The sequence below is a fragment of the Streptomyces echinatus genome (assembly GCF_014203595.1).
Classification (GTDB): Bacteria; Actinomycetota; Actinomycetes; order Streptomycetales; family Streptomycetaceae; genus Streptomyces; species Streptomyces echinatus.
Window position 1 is genome coordinate 502,381 of record NZ_JACHJK010000004.1, and the last position, 16,639, is coordinate 519,019.

Sequence of the window (16,639 nt, forward strand, 5' to 3'; positions counted from 1 at the left end):
TGCCGTAGAGTTGAGGCCGGTCGATACCTGACCGCGGCAGATCGGAAGGGCAGCAGGCGTGACCGTCGACGACACGGGCTCCGGCGCGGGCGGGGACGGCCGGGTGGACCCCCACGCCCCCGACAACGGCGAGGATCCGCTTGCCCTGCGGCTCGAACAGCTCATCCTCGGCGCCGAGCGCCGCTACACCCCTTTCCAGGCCGCCCGCAGCGCCGGCGTCTCCATGGAGCTGGCCTCCCGGTTCTGGCGGGCCATGGGCTTCGCGGACATCGGCCAGGCCAAGGCCCTCACCGAGGCCGATGTGCTCGCCCTGCGGCGCCTCGCCGGTCTGGTGGAGGCGGGGCTGCTGAGCGAGGCCATGGCGGTGCAGGTGGCCCGGTCCACCGGGCAGACCACCGCCCGATTGGCGGAATGGCAGATGGATTCCTTCCTGGAGGGCCTGACCGAGCCGCCCGAGCCGGGCATGACCCGCACCGAGGTGACGTACCCGATCGTCGAACTGCTCCTGCCCGAGCTGGAGGAGTTCCTGGTCTACGTCTGGCGCCGCCAGCTGGCCGCCTCGGCCGGCCGTGTCGTGCAGTCCGCCGACGACGAGGAGATGGTCGACCGGCGGCTCGCCGTCGGCTTCGCCGACCTCGTCGGGTTCACGCGGCTGACCCGCCGGATGGAGGAGGAGGAACTCGGCGAACTGGTCGAGGCCTTCGAGACCACCGCCGCCGACCTGGTGGCCGCGCGCGGCGGCCGGCTCATCAAGACCCTCGGCGACGAGGTGCTGTTCGCCGCGGACGACGCCGGTGTCGCCGCCGACATCGCGCTGCGGCTGGTGGAGACGCTGGCGAACGACGAGACGATGCCCGAGCTCCGGGTCGGCATGGCGTTCGGCACGGTGACCACCCGGATGGGCGACGTCTTCGGTACGACCGTCAACCTGGCCTCCCGGCTGACGTCCATAGCGCCCCGGGACGCCGTTCTGGTGGACAGTGCCTTCGCCGAGGAGCTGACCCGCACCGGCGAGGCGCCCGTCTCGGAGGCGGAGGCGGCGGAGGCCGCGGCGGCTGCCGAGAAGGAGGGCGAGGAGCCGCCGGCGTACCGCTTCGCGCTCCAGCCCATGTGGCAGCGCCCGGTGCGCGGGCTCGGCGTGGTCGAGCCGTGGCTGCTCGCCCGCCGCGACGGCCGGCCGTAGGTCTTTCGCCGGGATCGTCCCGTCCGGATCGGACCGTGTCGGGGCGCGGCAGGCAGGGCCCGCGAGCCGGCCTGATCCCGACGAAAGACCCTAGCCGTCCGTGCCGCCGAGCACGTCCACACACAGCCCGATCACCGGCACGCACACCCCGCCGTGATCGGGCTTCGGCGTGCCGGGGTCCGGCGTCGGGGTCCGGCTCGGTGCCGGGGCGGGGTCCGGTGTCGCGGGGGCCTGGGGCGGGGCGGACGCCGTCGGCGTGGGCCGCGGCGGGCCGGCGGGGGTGTCCGGGGCGCCGGTCGGGACGGCCGGCGGGTCGGAGGCCGGTACGGCGGTGTCGCCGGGCGGTGCCGCGTCCGTGTCCGCCGCCGCGGTGGGGACCGGTGACCCGGTGGACGTCGGCGCGAGACTCCTGCCGCCCATGGCGGAGGTCGCCGAGGGCAGCGCGGTGGGGGCGGCGACGGTCGCCGCGGTGTTCGCCGGGCCGGCCGCGGCCGCGCCGCCCGGGTCGTGCCGGGACTCGGCCTCCGCCGTGCCGGGCGCGCCGACCCCCGAGTCCGGTGCGACCCGCACCAGGCTGAGCACGCCCGCGGCCAGGGCCAGACCTCCGGTGGCGAGCAGCACCTTGCGGGGACGGGGCTTGCGGTGCCGCCCGCGTCGTACGCCGGGCTCGCGTCCCGGCGCCGTACCGGACCGTGCAGGTATCGGTGTCATGGGTTCCTCCCCGCCACGCGCCCGGGGCGCGCCATGGCGGAGCGCACGCTATGCGTTCGTGTGGGCGGTGTGCGGGGAGACGGCCGGGATGTCACTCGAACGGGCGTAGCCCCCCGGGCTTTGCGGGGATCTCGAACGGGCGTGGCTCCCGGGCTTTCCCGGGGTCGGGTACGGCTGCGATGATCGGGCCGACAGTGAGTTAACCCGCGTTAACCGGAGGGTGTCATGGGCGAGGAGCGGTTCGGGGAGTTCGTGCTGGTGCGGCGGCACGGGCATGTCGCGGAGCTGGTGCTGGACCGGCCCAAGGCGATGAACGCCGTCTCCACGGAGATGGCCCGCTCCCTCGCGGGCGCCTGCGCCGCGCTCGCCGGCGACCGGGAGGCCCGGGTGGTCGTCCTGACCTCCTCGCACGAACGGGCGTTCTGCGTGGGGGCGGACCTGAAGGAGCGGAACTCCTTCACCGACGCCGACCTCGTGCGTCAGCGGCCGGTGGCGCGGGCGGCCTACACCGGGGTGCTGGAGCTGCCGATGCCGACGATCGCGGCGGTGCACGGCTTCGCGCTGGGCGGCGGTTTCGAGCTGGCCCTCTCCTGCGACCTGATCGTGGCCGACCCCACGGCCGTGGTGGGGCTGCCGGAGGTCTCCGTGGGCGTGATCCCGGGCGGCGGCGGTACGCAACTGCTGCCGCGGCGGGTCGGCGCGGCGCGGGCCGCCGAGCTGATCTTCTCGGCGCGGCGGGTCGAGGCGGCGGAGGCGGCCGGACTGGGGCTCGTGGACCAGCTGGTGGACGAGGGGCGGGACCGGGAGGAGGCGCTGGCGCTGGGCGCCCGGATCGCCGCGAACTCCCCGGTCGGCCTGCGCGCCGCCAAGCGGGCGCTGCGGCTGGGGCACGGGCTGGATCTGCGGGCCGGGCTGGACGTCGAGGACGCGGCGTGGCGGTCGGTGGCGTTCTCGGGGGACCGGGCGGAGGGAGTGGCGGCGTTCAACGAGAAGCGCAAGCCGCAGTGGCCGGGGGAGTGACGGGCGCGTTTCCGGTGACCTAGGGCTGTGGCTGTGGCTGTGGCTGTGGCTGCGGCGCGGTCGAGGGGCGTGGGCCGCGGCTCGGTGCGGGTATTCCACCTGATCGCCGCACCAATGGGCCGAACCGCCTGATTCCTCCCTAACCTGGATGAATGGGCGAGGACAAGCGGCTGGCCGCGGTCGTGGCGCTGGCGCAGGGCATGGCGGCGGCGCACACCCCGCGGGAGTCCTGGCAGGCCGCCGCCCTCGGCGCCTGCCACGCGCTGGACGGCAGCTTCGCCGCGCTGTCGGTCTGGGAGCGGGAGCTGGGCCGGCTGCGGGTCCTGGTGAACGTGGGGGACCGCGCCCCGGACGAGGAGGAGTTCCCGGAGGCTGAGGCCTACCCGGTGCACCAGTTCCCGGAGATCACCGAGTTCCTGCACGAGCGATGGGCCGGCGGCGGAGGCCCCAACGCCTGGGTGGAGACCGCCGCGGGGACGGCCGCCGGCACCCCCGGCTACTTCCACCAGCGCGTCGCCGCCCTGCGCCGCCGCGGCCGCGGCTGCTGTGTCGTGGCCCCCGTCGTACTGCACGGCCGCGCCTGGGGTGAGCTGTATGTGGCCCGCCCGGCCGGGCAGCCCCCGTTCGCGCGGGCCGACGCCGACTTCGCCACCGTGCTCGGCGCCGTCGTCGCCGCGGGCCTCGCGCAGACCGAGCGGCTGGAGGAGGCCCGCCGGCTCGCGTACACCGACGCCCTCACGGGTCTCGCCAACCGGCGCGCCGTGGACGTGCGCCTGGAGGAGGCCGTCGAGCGGCACCGTGCGGAGGGCGTCGCCGTCAGCCTCGTCGTCTGTGACCTCAACGGACTCAAGCGGGTCAACGACACCCTCGGGCACGCCGTCGGCGACCGGCTCCTCGAACGCTTCGGCTCGGTGCTGTCGCTGTGCGGCGCGATGGTGCCGGGCGCGCTGGCCGCGCGCCTCGGCGGGGACGAGTTCTGTCTGCTCGCGGTCGGGCAGCCCGCCGACGACGTGGTGAAGGCGGCGGACGAACTGTGCCGGAGAGCCGGGGAGTTGGAGCTCGGGGAGGGGGTGGCCTGCGGGGTCGCCTCGACCGAGGAGCCGATCGGGGAGGTGCGCGACGCCCGCCGGCTGTTCCGGCTCGCGGACGCCGCCCAGTACCGGGCCAAGGCCATGCGGCTGGACCGGCCGGTGGTGGCCGGCCGGGAGGGGCCGGACGACCCGGTCGTACGGCTGGCCGACGAGCCGCCGCCCTCCCGTGCCGAGCGGCGCCGGTTCCGCGGGCGCAGGGCGTGAGGCGAAGCCCACACCGCCCGGTAAGGGGCACCCCCGGTGCCCACTAGTGACAGCGTCGCATTCAATGCGTACGCTCCTGAATATGGATATGCACACTGTGGTGGTGGGGACGTCCGGTGTCACGGCGTCCGACGTTCTCGCCGTGGCGCGCGGCGGTGCCCGCATCGAGCTGTCGGCTGAGGCGGTGGCCGCCCTCGCGGCGGCCCGGGAGATCGTGGACGCGCTGGCGGCCAAGCCGGACCCGGTCTACGGCGTCTCCACCGGTTTCGGCGCCCTGGCGACCCGGCACATCAGCCAGGAACTGCGCGCCCAGCTGCAGCGCAACATCGTCCGCTCGCACGCCGCCGGCATGGGCCCGCGGGTGGAGCGCGAGGTCGTACGGGCCCTGATGTTCCTGCGGCTCAAGACCGTCTGCTCGGGGCACACCGGTGTGCGGCCCGAGGTCGCGCAGACCATGGCCGACGTGCTGAACGCCGGGATCACCCCGGTCGTGCACGAGTACGGCTCCCTCGGCTGCTCCGGCGACCTGGCCCCGCTGTCCCACTGCGCCCTCACCCTCATGGGAGAAGGGGACGCGGAGGGCCCCGACGGACGCGTCCGGCCCGCCGGTGAGCTGCTCGCCGAGCACGGGATCGCCCCCGTCGAGCTGCGCGAGAAGGAGGGCCTGGCCCTCCTCAACGGCACCGACGGCATGCTCGGCATGCTGATCATGGCCCTCGCCGACCTGGACATGCTCTACAAGTCCGCGGACATCACCGCCGCCCTCAGCATGGAGGCGCTGCTCGGCACCGACAAGGTGCTCGCCCCCGAGCTGCACGCCATCCGCCCGCATCCCGGCCAGGGCGCCTCCGCCGCCAACATGCTGGCCGTGCTCAAGGGTTCCGGCCTGACCGGGCACCACCAGGACGACGCGCCGCGCGTCCAGGACGCCTACTCGGTGCGCTGCGCCCCGCAGGTCGCCGGCGCGGGACGGGACACCCTGGCGCACGCCCGGCTGGTCGCCGAGCGCGAGCTGGCCTCCGCCGTCGACAACCCGGTCGTGCTGTCCGACGGGCGTGTGGAGTCCAACGGCAACTTCCACGGCGCCCCCGTGGCCTACGTCCTGGACTTCGTCGCCATCGCCGCCGCCGACCTCGGCTCCATCGCCGAGCGCCGCACCGACCGGCTGCTCGACAAGAACCGCAGCCACGGCCTGCCGCCGTTCCTCGCGGACGACGCGGGCGTCGACTCCGGCCTGATGATCGCCCAGTACACGCAGGCCGCGCTGGTCAGCGAGCTGAAGCGGCTCGCCGTACCGGCCTCGGCGGACTCCATCCCGTCCTCCGCCATGCAGGAGGACCACGTCTCCATGGGCTGGTCGGCCGCGCGCAAGCTGCGCACCGCCGTGGACAACCTCACCCGGGTCATCGCCATCGAGCTGTACGCGGCCACCCGCGCCGTCGAGCTGCGCGAGGGCCTCACCCCGGCGCCCGCCTCCCGGGCCGCGATCGAGGCCGTGCGCGCCGCCGGGGTGCAGGGCCCGGGCCCGGACCGGTTCCTCGCGCCCGACCTGGCCGCCGCCGACGCCTTCGTGCGCGGCGGAGAGCTGGTGGCGGCCGTGGAGAAGGTCACCGGCCCGCTGCGCTGAACGTGAGGGGCCCCGGCCTCGGCCGGGGCCCCTGAGCGTCCTGTCGGCGGATCACTTCAGCTTGGCGGCCTGCGCCTTCACGACCGCGGCGGGCACCGCGTAGGGCTTCTTGGCCATCCCCGCGCCGATGTTGACCGTGGTGTAGATGGCGAGGACGCTGCCGTGCCGCACGACCTCGGCGTGCAGCGGCATGACTCCGTCGTCGCCCGCGTCGTTGGTCGCGGTGAAGGCCACCGACTCCTCACCCGTGCCCGCGGACTTCTCCTCGGCGACCTTGGTGAACTTCCCCTTATCGCCGTCCTGCTCCCCCGAGAAGCCGCTCGCGCACGCCTTGACCGCGTCGGACACCGACTTCAGGGCCCGCTCGGCGCCGTCACCCTCGTACGAGGCCAGGGTGACCACGGTGACGTCCAGGTCCATGGACTGCTTGATCGCGTCCTCGAACTTGCCGTCGGTCATGTCGTCCAGGGACGTGGGGGCGTCCGTGGGGTCCTTCTTCTTCTGCTCGGTGGCCATGCGGCTGGTGTTCGCGGCCGGGTCGCCGGGCGCGATGCCGGTCAGCGTGTGCAGCAGCGGGTCGCACTTGGCGTCGTCCGCCTTGACCTCGCGCTCGGCGGGGATGCCGCCCTTGACGGATCCCACCTCGTACCCGGGCACCTCGCCCCGGGCGATGATCCGTTTCTGCAGCTCGGCGGCGCTCAGGGCCTTCGCGGCCGGCTTCGCCGCGCCCTTCCCCGAGGTGTCCCCGGAGTCCTTCGACCCGTCGCCGCCACAACCCGTGACGAGGGCGAGCGACAGCGCACTCACAGCCGCGGTGGCGCACAGCCGCCCACCCGATGATCTCTTCATGCGCGAACTATGTGCGGGTTGTCAAAGGTCCGTCAAGAGAGATTAAAAGCCCAGGCGTTCGCGACGCACCGAGTACGCGACGAAGCCGGCGCCCACGGCGAGGAAGAGGCTGCCGCCGACCACGTACGGGGTGGTGTCGGGGCTTCCCGTGTCGGCCAGTTCGGTGTCCTGCGCCGCCTCGTCCGAGGTCCCGGGGGCGGCCGCCGCCGTCACCGCCCTGGCCTGCGTGACCTGCGTGATCCGCCCGCCCGGCGTCGACAGGGACGCCGTTTCTCTCACGTGGGTGTCCTGCGAGGCGTTCGCGGACGGGACGAACCACAGCGCGCAGAGCAGGGTGCCCGCGGCGGTGGCGGTCAGCAGCGGACGGCGAACGGATGACACGGAATATCGATCCCCCTTGTGACGCTGGCGAATTGGCCGTGTGGGGCGATGTTAGTGAAAGGCGCGGGTCACAGGAAAGTCACGAGAGGTTTCAGTCGTACGCTCGCGCCATGACCACAGAAGAGACATCACGGTTTGTACGGCTTCGGGTGGAGCTCGTGCTGGAGGTGCAGGACGACGACGAGGTGACCAAGGCCGCGCTGCGCCGGCTCGCCCAGGATCCCGAACTGCAGGAGACGGAGCGGGCCCAGGCCGAGAGCGCTGTGACGGAAGACACCGCGGAGGCCCTGGCGTATCTCGTGGATCCGTTCGACCTGGTCAGTGACGTGCCCGGGGTGGAGCTCCAGCAGGCGTCCTGGTCCAGTGAGCGGATCGACTACGACCCCGACTCGCCCGACTGGGAACTGGACGAGGATGATGGGGTCGACGACGAGGAAGAGGACGGCATCGGCTGAGCGTCCCGGGGCACCCATGACCCCGGACGGCAACCGCCGTCCGGGGTTTCGTCGTCCCAGGGGGGCGCACGGCCGAATCCCGCAGCACACGCACCATCAGCACCCCGCGCGGACCGCTTTCCGGCGGATGTGGGGTGGCTCACAGTCACGGACCGGCGGTCCGGGAACGTGGGATGGCCCACAGGGGCATGGAGCGTGGAAAGGGACGACCCGGCCGTAGCGTTGAAGGTTCTCGGCGGGGGACCCTCGGGGTTATCGCGACTCGGCAACGATGGAGAGGCATTGATGACGGACAGTAGGCGGCGCAGGAACCTGATGGCCGCGTCGGCTCTGCTCGGCGGTGTTCTGCTGCTCACGGGCTGTTCCGGCGGCGACGCCGACGCCTCGGGCGGCGGCGACACCTCGCAGGCGAAGGTCGACGAGGCGGCGGCCAAGAAGTCGTCGGAGGCGCAGATCACGATCACGCCCAAGGACGGCTCCAACAACGCGTCGATCAACAACGCCGCCGGTGTCACGGTGAGCAAGGGCACGCTCACGGACGTCACGATGACCAGCCAGGACGGCAAGTCCGTCGCCGGTCAGCTGTCCGCCGACAAGAAGAGCTGGAAGCCCAGCGTTCAGCTGGAGCGCTCCACCACCTACAAGCTCGCGGCGGAGGCCAAGGACTCCGAGGGCCGCATAGCCCACGAGAACGCCTCCTTCACCACGGTCTCCCCGGCCAACAGCTTCATCGGCACCTTCAACCCGGACAACGGCGCCAAGGTCGGCGTCGGCATGCCGGTGTCGATCAACTTCGACAAGGCGATCACCAACAAGACCGCCGTGCAGAAGGGCATCACGGTCAGCACCAGCAGCGGCCAGGAGGTCGCCTGCCACTGGTTCAACGCCAACCGCATGGACTGCCGTCCGGAGACGTACTGGAAGGAAGGCTCCACCGTCACCCTGAAGCTGGCGCTCGACGGGGTCGAGGGTGCCAGCGGCGTCTACGGCGTCCAGCAGAAGACGGTCACCTTCCAGATCGGCCGCAACCAGGTCACCTACGTCGACGCGAAGACCAAGCAGATGAAGGTCACGCAGGACGGCAAGGTCGTCAAGACCATCCCGATCTCCGCCGGCTCGCCCGAGAACAAGACGTACGAGGGCCAGATGGTGATCTCCGAGAAGTTCAAGCAGACCCGCATGAACGGCGCGACGGTCGGCTTCACGGACGACGACGGCAAGGGCGAGTACGACATCAAGGACGTGCCGCACGCCATGCGCCTGACCAACTCCGGCACCTTCATCCACGGCAACTACTGGGGCGCGCCGTCGGTGTTCGGCAACGTCAACACCAGCCACGGCTGTGTCGGCCTGCAGGACAAGAAGGGCGCCAAGGACTCCAGCACGCCGGCGGCCTGGTTCTACGACAACACCCTGATCGGTGACGTCGTGGTCGTCATGAACACCGGCGACAAGACCGTGGCGCCGGACAACGGCCTCAACGGCTGGAACATGGACTGGGCGCAGTGGAAGGCCGGTTCGGCCGTCTGACGCCCCCTCCCACCCGATCCGATGCCGCCCCCAGGGGCGGCATCGGCGTTTCCGGGGCCGGCTCCGGCCTTCTCATCCTTCTCTTATGTCGGCCTTATGGTGTCATCACGGTCCGTCCCTGGCTTGCGGGCCATGTTCTTCACCTGTCTGAGGCGCGAACTGCGCCGCCGCAGACAGGCGGCCCTCGTCGTCGCCTCCGGACTCGCGTGGGCATAGCGCTGGTCATCGTGGTCGATTCCGTGTCCAACGGCATGGGGAAGGCACAGGACAAGGTCCCCCTCTGCTCGGAGCCGTCGTCGTCGCCGCGCGCGTCGAACTGGAAGCGGGGCCGCTGGGCGTCGCCGGTGGACGCCGACGCCGTCTTGGTGACCGCGCCTCGCGGTGGCGGGCGGCCTGATCGCCGGCGCCTTCGGCGGCTGGCGGGCCTCCCGGCTCCGCCCGGCGGACGCCCTGAGGCGGGTGGAGTAGCGGCCACCTGACGGCCCGGCAGCCGAACACGACGCGCCGACAACCCGAACCGATCCCGGAGCCACCATGTACGAACTGAAGAACGTCACCAAGCGCTACCCCCGGGGCAACGTCGAGACGGCCCTCGTACCGCTCGGCATCAAGGTGAAGGAGCGCCGCGAACTCGCCGCGAACTCGCCGCGGACGCGCTGACGTCCGTCGGCCTCGGCGAGCGCCTCGGCCACCTGCCCGGCGAGATGTCCGGCGGGCAGCAGCAGCGCGTCGCCATCGCCCGGGCCGTGGTGAAGAAGCCCAAGGTGCTGCTGGCCGACGAGCCGACCGGCAACCTCGACGAGGGCACCCGGGACGAGATCATGGACGCCCTCGAACGCCTGTGGCCGGAGCACGGGCTGACCTTCATCATGGTCACCCACGACTCCGCGCTGGCGAAGAAGGCACCCCGCCTCGCCACCCTGCGCAGGGGAAGGATCACGGTGACGGAGAACGCCGGCGCCTGACCTCGTGTAACTCCTCCTAAACACACACCACTTCGCGGTTTCGCAACGGTGTCCCCGCCGAGGCGCAACAGTTTTCGGACGCGCTCTCCCACCGTTCTCTCATCTATTGAGCCGTGTGATCGCCCCCCGGCATACTTCGTGATCCTGGGGGTGGCGCGCAGCTGTGCGAGTCCACCCCCGTCCGGGTGAACGGGGAATTCGCCCGGTACCTCATCTCCAGGGGGAGAACTTGCGCAGACAAGTGAAAAGAGCAGCTGCGGCCGGCGTGGCGACGGCCGCAGCGGTCGCCCTCGCAGCGGGTATGACCAGCCCGGCGTCGGCGAAACCCGCAACCGCCCCGGCGGCTGCCTCCGCACTCACCGCCAAGCAGCACGTCACCCTGATCACCGGCGACCGCGTCGCCCTCGACGCCAAGGGCCGCGTCGTCGGCCTGCAGCGGGCCGAAGGCCGCGAGCACATACCCTTCCAGGTCCGCAAGGCCGCCGGGCACACGCTGGTCATCCCCGCCGACGCGGCCCGCCTGGTCGCCTCCGGCACGCTCGACCAGCGCCTGTTCGACGTCACCGAGCTGAACAAGGCCACCACCCGCAAGGCCCAGAAGAACGGCCTGAAGGTGATCGTCGGCTACCGCGGCGCCGCCACGGCCGCCAAGGCCGACGTCCGGGACGCGGGCACCCTGCGCCGCAGCCTGAAGGCGCTCAACGCCGACGCCGTGCAGGCTCCCGCCAGGGACACCGCCGAGCTGTGGAACGCGGTGACCGACGGAGACACCACCGCCTCCGGCATCGCGCACGTCTGGCTCGACGGCGTCCGCACGGCCAGCCTCGACAAGTCCGTGCCGCAGATCGGCGCCCCCACCGCCTGGAAGGCCGGCTACACCGGCAAGGGCGTGAAGGTCGCCGTCCTCGACACCGGTGTCGACACCAGCCACCCGGACCTCAAGGACCAGGTGGTCGACTCCAAGAACTTCACCCCCGCCGCCGACGCCACCGACCACTTCGGGCACGGCACACACGTCGCCTCCATCGTGGCGGGCACCGGCGCCAAGTCGGGCGGCAAGTACAAGGGTGTGGCCCCGGACGCCAAGCTCCTCAACGGCAAGGTCCTGGACGACTCCGGCTCCGGCGACGACTCCGGCATCATCGCCGGCATGGAGTGGGCGGCCGCGCAGGGCGCCTCCGTCATCAACCTGAGCCTCGGCGGCTCCGACACCCCCGGGGTCGACCCGCTGGAGGCCGAGGTCAACAAGCTGTCCGCCGAGAAGGGCGTCCTGTTCGCGATCGCCGCGGGCAACGACGGCCCCCAGGCGATCGATTCGCCGGGCAGCGCGGACGCCGCGCTCACCGTCGGCGCCGTCGACAAGAAGGACAAGCTCGCCGACTTCTCCTCCACCGGCCCGCGCGCCGGCGACGGCGCCGTCAAGCCGGACGTCACCGCGCCCGGCGTGGACATCACCGCCGCCGCGGCCAAGGGCAGCGTCATCGACCAGGAGGTCGGCGAGAAGCCCGAGGGCTACCTGACCATCTCCGGCACCTCGATGGCCACCCCGCACGTCGCGGGCGCCGCCGCCATCCTGAAGCAGGAGCACCCCGACTGGGGCTACACCGAGCTCAAGGGCGCCCTGACCGGCTCCACCAAGGCCGGCAAGTACACCCCCTTCCAGCAGGGTTCGGGCCGCATCCAGGTCGACAAGGCCATCAAGCAGTCGATCGTCGCCGACCCGGTGTCGGTGAGCTTCGGCGTGCAGCAGTGGCCGCACACCGACGACAAGCCGGTCACCCGGAAGCTGACGTACCGCAACCTCGGCGACCAGGACGTCACGCTCACCCTGGGCAGCACCGCCACCAACCCCAGGGGCGCGGCGGCCCCCGCGGGCTTCTTCGCGCTCGGCGCGACGAAGGTGACCGTCCCGGCGCACGGCAGGGCCGCGGTCGGCCTCACCGTCGACACCAAGCTGGGCGGCACCGTCGACGGCGCCTACTCCGCGTACGTGACGGCGACGGGCGGCGGCCAGACGGTCCGCACGGCCGCGGCGGTGGAGCGCGAGGTGGAGTCGTACGCCGTCACGCTGAAGTTCATCGGCCGCGACGGCAAGCCGGCCCCGTACTACGGCGCCGACCTCACCGGGGTGGCCGGCCTGGCCAACGGTGCCGGGTTCCACCCGTACGACAAGTCCGGCACGGTGAAGGTGCGCGCGCCCAAGGGCACGTACATCCTCAACACCGCCGTCTACCGTGACCCGGAGGACGCCACCAAGGGCGTCGACTGGATCGCGCAGCCGAAGCTGACCATCGGCAAGAAGCAGACGATCACCGTCGACGCGCGCAGGGCCAGGCCGGTCGACGTCACCGTCCCGGCCACGGGCCTGAAGCCGCAGTTCGCCTCGCCCGGCTTCGACGTCACGATCGGCGACGGCGAGTACGGCTACGGCTGGTTCCTCGACACGTACAAGAATTTCCGCACCGCCCACCTGGGCCCGCAGCTGCCCGCGGGAACCCTGCGGCAGCAGTGGGACGCCCACTGGACCAAGGGCACGGGCGAGCAGTACGACGTCACCTCCGGCGGCCCGGTCAAGCAGCTGGCCACCGGCTACACCAAGCACTACAGGGCGGCCGATCTGGCCACGGTGAAGGTCCGCATGGGCGCGGCGGCGCACGGCAAGAAGGGCGCGCTCGACGCGTTCGGCTGGCTGCCCGGCACCTCCGGCGCCTCCTCGTTCGCGGTCCCGCAGCCGCTGCCCGGCACCCGCACCCTCCACCTGTCCGCCACGGGCGGGGTGCAGTGGGAGCTGTCGTTCTCGCAGGAGGGCGGGGTGGACCCGGACGGCTTCCCGGTCGCCGACGCCGGCTACGCCCTCGGCCAGTTCGCCTTCAAGGCCGGCCGGACCTACACCAGGACCGTCAACACCGCGGTCTTCGGTCCGCGCATCGGCGGGGACTTCGGTCTCTTCCGCGACGGCGACGAGATCTCCGGTTCGCTGCCGCTGTTCGCCGACTCCGCCGGGAACGCCGGGTACTCGGACCTCACCTCGGTGACCACCACGCTGTACCGCAACGGCACCAAGGTCGGCTCCAACGACGACCCGCTGGCGGGCGACCAGCCCTTCAAGGTCCCGGCCGGTGACGCCGCGTACCGGCTGACCACCTCGGTCAAGCGGTCCGCGAAGGTGGCCGAGGCCTCCACCCGGATCGACGCGTCCTGGACGTTCCGCTCCCGGCAGTCGTCGAACGGCGTCGTCCGGCTGCCGGCCTCCACCCTGCGCTTCGGCGCCACGACCGGCCTGGACAGCCGGGTCCCGGCCGGCCGGAAGGTCACCTTCCCGGTCACCGTGGAGGGCGCGGCCGCGGGCCGCAACCTGAAGTCCCTCGCCGTCTACGTCTCCTACGACGGCCGGAACTTCACGAAGGTGGACGTCCGCGGCGGCAGGATCACCGTGAAGAACCCGGCGAAGAACAAGGCCGTCTCGTTCCGCGCCAGGATCACCGACAAGTCGGGCAACACGTCGACGATCACGATCCACGACGCGTACTACGGCAAGTGAGCCGCCGTACCTGAATAGGCCATGAGCGAACGGCCCGTCGGAGGAGCAGCTTCCGGCGGGCCGTTCGTGCTTGTGTGCTCCCATGACGGCTCACACGGTCGAGTACATCCGTTACCGCGTTCCCGAGCAGCAGTCGGCGGAGTTCCTGGCCGCCTACACCCGAGCCGCGGCCCAGCTGGCCGCGGCCCCCCAATGCGTCGACTACGAACTGGCCCGCTGCGAGGAGGAGCCCGAGTCCTTCATCCTGCGGATCACCTGGACGTCCATAGCGGACCACCTGGAGGGCTTCCGCCGGTCGGAACTGTTTCCGCCGTTCCTCGCCGAGGTCAGGCCGTACGTGGAGCGGATCGAGGAGATGCGCCACTACCGGCCCACGCCCGTGCGGGGCACGGGAGCGGCGGTCCCGACCCTCTACGACTGGGCGGGCGGCGACGCGGCCTTCTCCCGGCTGACCTCGATCTTCTACGACAAGGTGGTCAAGGACGACCTCCTCGCCCCGCTCTTCGCCGGACTGCCTCCCGAACACGCGGAGCACGTCGCCCTCTGGCTGGGCGAGGTCTTCGGCGGCCCGGCCCGCTACTCCGAGAACCAGGGCGGCCACGGGCACATGGTCGCCAAGCACATGGGCCGCGACATCGGCGAGGCCCAGCGCCGCCGGTGGGTGGACCTGATCCAGGACGCCGCCGACGAGGCGGGCCTGCCGACGGACGCGGAGTTCCGCTCGGCGTTCCTGGCCTACGTGGAGTGGGGCACACGGCTCGCCGTGTACTTCTCCGGCCCGGACGCCCAGCCGCCCGCCGAGCAGCCGGTGCCGAAGTGGAACTGGGGGGCGATGCCGCCGTACCAGGGGTGACGCGCGCGGTCAGACCGACGGCACGGACCGGGTCGCGTCCGTGCCCCAGCTGGCCAGCAGCCGCAGGGACTCGGCGGACGGCGAGTCCGGTTCGGCGTGATAGGTCACCAGGGACTGGTCCGAGCCGTCGGTCAGCCGGAAACTCTCGAAGTTCAGGGCGAGATCGCCCACCAGGGGATGGCGCATCCGCTTGACGCCGTGGCTCTTCTCCTTGACGTCGTGCGTGGCCCACAGCCGGCGGAACTCCTCGCTCTTGACGGAGAGCTCACCCACCAGCGCCGACAGACGCGCGTCGTCCGGATCGCGGCCCGCGTCCATGCGCAGGGCGCACACGATGTCGATCGCCTTCTGCTCCCAGTCGACGAAGAGGTCACGGTAGTCCGGGCGGAGGAAGGTCAGCCGCGCCCAGTTCCGCTCGGCGGGCGGCAGCTCCGCCCAGTCACCGAAGAGGGCCGCCGCCGTCCGGTTCCAGGCGAGGATCTCCGCCCGCCGGCCCACGATGTACGCGGGTACGCCGTCCAGGGACGCCAGCAGCTGCCGCAGCGCCGGCCGCACCTGCTGCTGCCGGGCCACCGGCTTCTTCGTGTGCGCCTTCGGCTTGGCCAGGTGGGTGAGATGCGCGTGCTCGGCGTCCGTCAGCCGCAGCGCCCGGGCGATCGAGTCCAGCACCTCCGCCGAGACGTTCCGGCCGTTGCCCTGTTCGAGCCGGGTGTAGTAGGCCACCGACACCCCGGCCAGCTGCGCCAGCTCCTCGCGGCGCAGCCCCGGCACCCGCCGGTGCCGCCCGAAGGCGGCCAGCCCCACGTCCTCGGGCTTCAGCCGGGCCCGCCGGCTGCGCAGGAACTCGCTCAGCTCCGCCCGCCGGTCCAGGGGCCGGCCGGTGGCCACCGCCGCGCCCGCTTCCTCGTCCCTGCCGTCCATGCGTCCAGTATTCCCGTTCGTACGCACAGCAGCCTGACCTCGCTGGTGGTAGGCACGGCGGTCGTACGCAAACCCGTGGACTGGGTGGCGGTCGCCGATCGGATGCACGCTGGACAAGTGCCCGGCGGAAGGCAGCCGGGCGCGACCCCCCTTGCTAGGAGAACCCCGGCATGACCACTGTTGCTGCTTACGCCGCGCCCGCACCGAAGGCCCCGCTGGAGCGGACCACCATCGAGCGGCGCGCGGTCGGCGAATTCGACGTCCTGATCGACATCAAGTTCGCCGGTATCTGCCACTCCGACATCCACCAGGCCCAGGACGGCTGGCGCCCCGGCATCTTCCCCATGGTCCCGGGCCACGAGATCGCGGGTGTGGTGGCCGAGGTCGGCCCCGGCGTGACCAGGTTCGCCGTCGGTGACCGGGTGGGAGTCGGCTGCATGGTCGACTCCTGCCGCGACTGCGACAACTGCCGGGCCGGCCTGGAGCAGTACTGCCTCAAGGGCGGCCCGACCTGGACCTACAACGACACCGGCAAGGACGGTGAGCCCACCTACGGCGGCTACTCCGAGAACGTCGTCGTCGACGAGAACTTCGTCGTCCGCGTCCCCGAGGGGCTGTCCCTGGACGTGGCCGCGCCGCTGCTGTGCGCGGGCATCACCACGTACTCGCCCCTGAAGCACTGGAACGCCGGCCCCGGCAAGAAGGTCGCCGTCGTCGGCCTCGGCGGTCTCGGCCACATGGGAGTCAAGATCGCGCACGCGCTCGGCGCCGAGGTCACCGTCCTGTCGCAGTCCCTGCGCAAGAAGGACGACGGGCTCCGGCTGGGCGCCGACCACTACTACGCCACCGGCGACCCGGAGACCTTCGAGGAGCTGGCGGGCACGTTCGACATCATCCTGAACACCGTCTCGGCGCCGCTCGACTTCTCCGCGTACGTGGCCCTGCTGCGCACGGACGGCACTATGGTGAACGTCGGCCTGCCCGAGGAGCCGGTGCAGATCGTGCTCCAGTCGCTGTTCGGCCACCGCCGCAGCATGAGCAGCTCCGGCATCGGCGGCATCGCCGAGACCCAGGAGATGCTGGACTTCTGCGCCGAGCACCGGCTGGGCGCGGAGATCGAGCTGATCCGCGCGGACCAGATCAACGAGGCGTACGAGCGGGTGCAGGCCAGTGATGTGCGGTACCGGTTCGTGATCGACACGGCCACGATCTGATCGATGGCCGGGGGGGGCGCGCAGTGCGGCCTGGGCGTGTGTCCCGGGTGCGGGTGCGTCGTGGTTGTTCGCGCAGTTCCCCGCGCCCCTTTGG

General features: G+C 72.0%; 13 protein-coding genes and 1 pseudogene. 10 read left to right on the forward strand and 4 right to left on the reverse strand.

Annotated elements, in window-relative coordinates:
- Positions 1–58 precede the first annotated feature (58 nt).
- A complete protein-coding gene (locus FHS34_RS14800; RefSeq protein WP_184965163.1) occupies positions 59–1,183 on the forward strand; it encodes an adenylate/guanylate cyclase domain-containing protein in 1,125 nt (374 codons plus the stop codon).
- Positions 1,184–1,273: 90 nt separating this feature from the next.
- Here FHS34_RS14800 and FHS34_RS14805 read toward each other — a convergent pair whose 3' ends face one another.
- Entirely contained in the window at positions 1,274–1,894 is a 621-nt protein-coding gene (locus FHS34_RS14805) for a hypothetical protein (RefSeq protein ID WP_245002291.1), read from the reverse strand.
- Positions 1,895–2,119: 225 nt separating this feature from the next.
- Between FHS34_RS14805 and FHS34_RS14810 the strand changes: the two genes are divergently transcribed.
- From FHS34_RS14810 to hutH, 3 genes are all read left to right on the forward strand, one after another.
- Entirely contained in the window at positions 2,120–2,914 is a 795-nt protein-coding gene (locus FHS34_RS14810; protein ID WP_184965165.1) for an enoyl-CoA hydratase/isomerase family protein, read from the forward strand.
- A 152-nt stretch (positions 2,915–3,066) separates the two neighbouring features.
- A complete protein-coding gene (locus tag FHS34_RS14815; protein ID WP_184965167.1) occupies positions 3,067–4,209 on the forward strand; it encodes a GGDEF domain-containing protein in 1,143 nt (380 codons plus the stop codon).
- Between the two features lie 88 nt (positions 4,210–4,297).
- Positions 4,298–5,836 (forward strand): histidine ammonia-lyase, encoded by a 1,539-nt coding sequence (hutH, locus tag FHS34_RS14820; RefSeq protein ID WP_184965334.1) that lies wholly within the window; start codon positions 4,298–4,300, stop codon positions 5,834–5,836.
- Between the two features lie 51 nt (positions 5,837–5,887).
- Here hutH and FHS34_RS14825 read toward each other — a convergent pair whose 3' ends face one another.
- Together FHS34_RS14825 and FHS34_RS14830 are read right to left on the reverse strand one after the other, a co-directional pair.
- Complete coding sequence (locus FHS34_RS14825; RefSeq protein ID WP_184965169.1) at positions 5,888–6,685, reverse strand: hypothetical protein; 798 nt, start codon at positions 6,683–6,685, stop codon at positions 5,888–5,890.
- Between the two features lie 42 nt (positions 6,686–6,727).
- On the reverse strand, positions 6,728–7,066 hold the full coding sequence (locus tag FHS34_RS14830) for an LAETG motif-containing sortase-dependent surface protein (protein WP_184965171.1): 339 nt from the start codon (positions 7,064–7,066) through the stop codon (positions 6,728–6,730).
- Positions 7,067–7,176: 110 nt separating this feature from the next.
- On the opposite strand from FHS34_RS14830, the gene FHS34_RS14835 reads away from it, so the two are divergent.
- The 5 genes and pseudogenes from FHS34_RS14835 to FHS34_RS14855 all read left to right on the forward strand — a co-directional run bounded on the left by FHS34_RS14835 (position 7,177) and on the right by FHS34_RS14855 (position 14,410).
- Entirely contained in the window at positions 7,177–7,521 is a 345-nt protein-coding gene (locus tag FHS34_RS14835) for a hypothetical protein (RefSeq protein WP_184965173.1), read from the forward strand.
- 285 nt (positions 7,522–7,806) lie between these two features.
- The gene (locus FHS34_RS14840; protein ID WP_184965175.1) at positions 7,807–9,051 is read left to right on the forward strand and encodes a L,D-transpeptidase; all 1,245 of its coding nucleotides are present in this window, start codon (positions 7,807–7,809) and stop codon (positions 9,049–9,051) included.
- Positions 9,052–9,398: 347 nt separating this feature from the next.
- Positions 9,399–10,016 (forward strand): annotated as a pseudogene (locus tag FHS34_RS42570) (ABC transporter ATP-binding protein); the annotation flags it as partial.
- 241 nt (positions 10,017–10,257) lie between these two features.
- Positions 10,258–13,557 carry a S8 family peptidase gene (locus tag FHS34_RS14850; RefSeq protein ID WP_184965177.1) on the forward strand — a complete coding sequence of 1,100 codons (3,300 nt, stop codon included), beginning with the start codon at positions 10,258–10,260 and terminating at the stop codon, positions 13,555–13,557.
- An 82-nt stretch (positions 13,558–13,639) separates the two neighbouring features.
- A complete protein-coding gene (locus FHS34_RS14855) occupies positions 13,640–14,410 on the forward strand; it encodes a group II truncated hemoglobin (protein WP_184965179.1) in 771 nt (256 codons plus the stop codon).
- A gap of 9 nt (positions 14,411–14,419) precedes the next feature.
- Here FHS34_RS14855 and FHS34_RS14860 read toward each other — a convergent pair whose 3' ends face one another.
- On the reverse strand, positions 14,420–15,331 hold the full coding sequence (locus FHS34_RS14860; protein WP_184965181.1) for a helix-turn-helix domain-containing protein: 912 nt from the start codon (positions 15,329–15,331) through the stop codon (positions 14,420–14,422).
- A 170-nt stretch (positions 15,332–15,501) separates the two neighbouring features.
- Here FHS34_RS14860 and FHS34_RS14865 point away from each other — a divergent pair, with 170 nt between their 5' ends.
- Complete coding sequence (locus FHS34_RS14865; RefSeq protein ID WP_184965183.1) at positions 15,502–16,545, forward strand: NAD(P)-dependent alcohol dehydrogenase; 1,044 nt, start codon at positions 15,502–15,504, stop codon at positions 16,543–16,545.
- Positions 16,546–16,639: the final 94 nt, after the last annotated feature.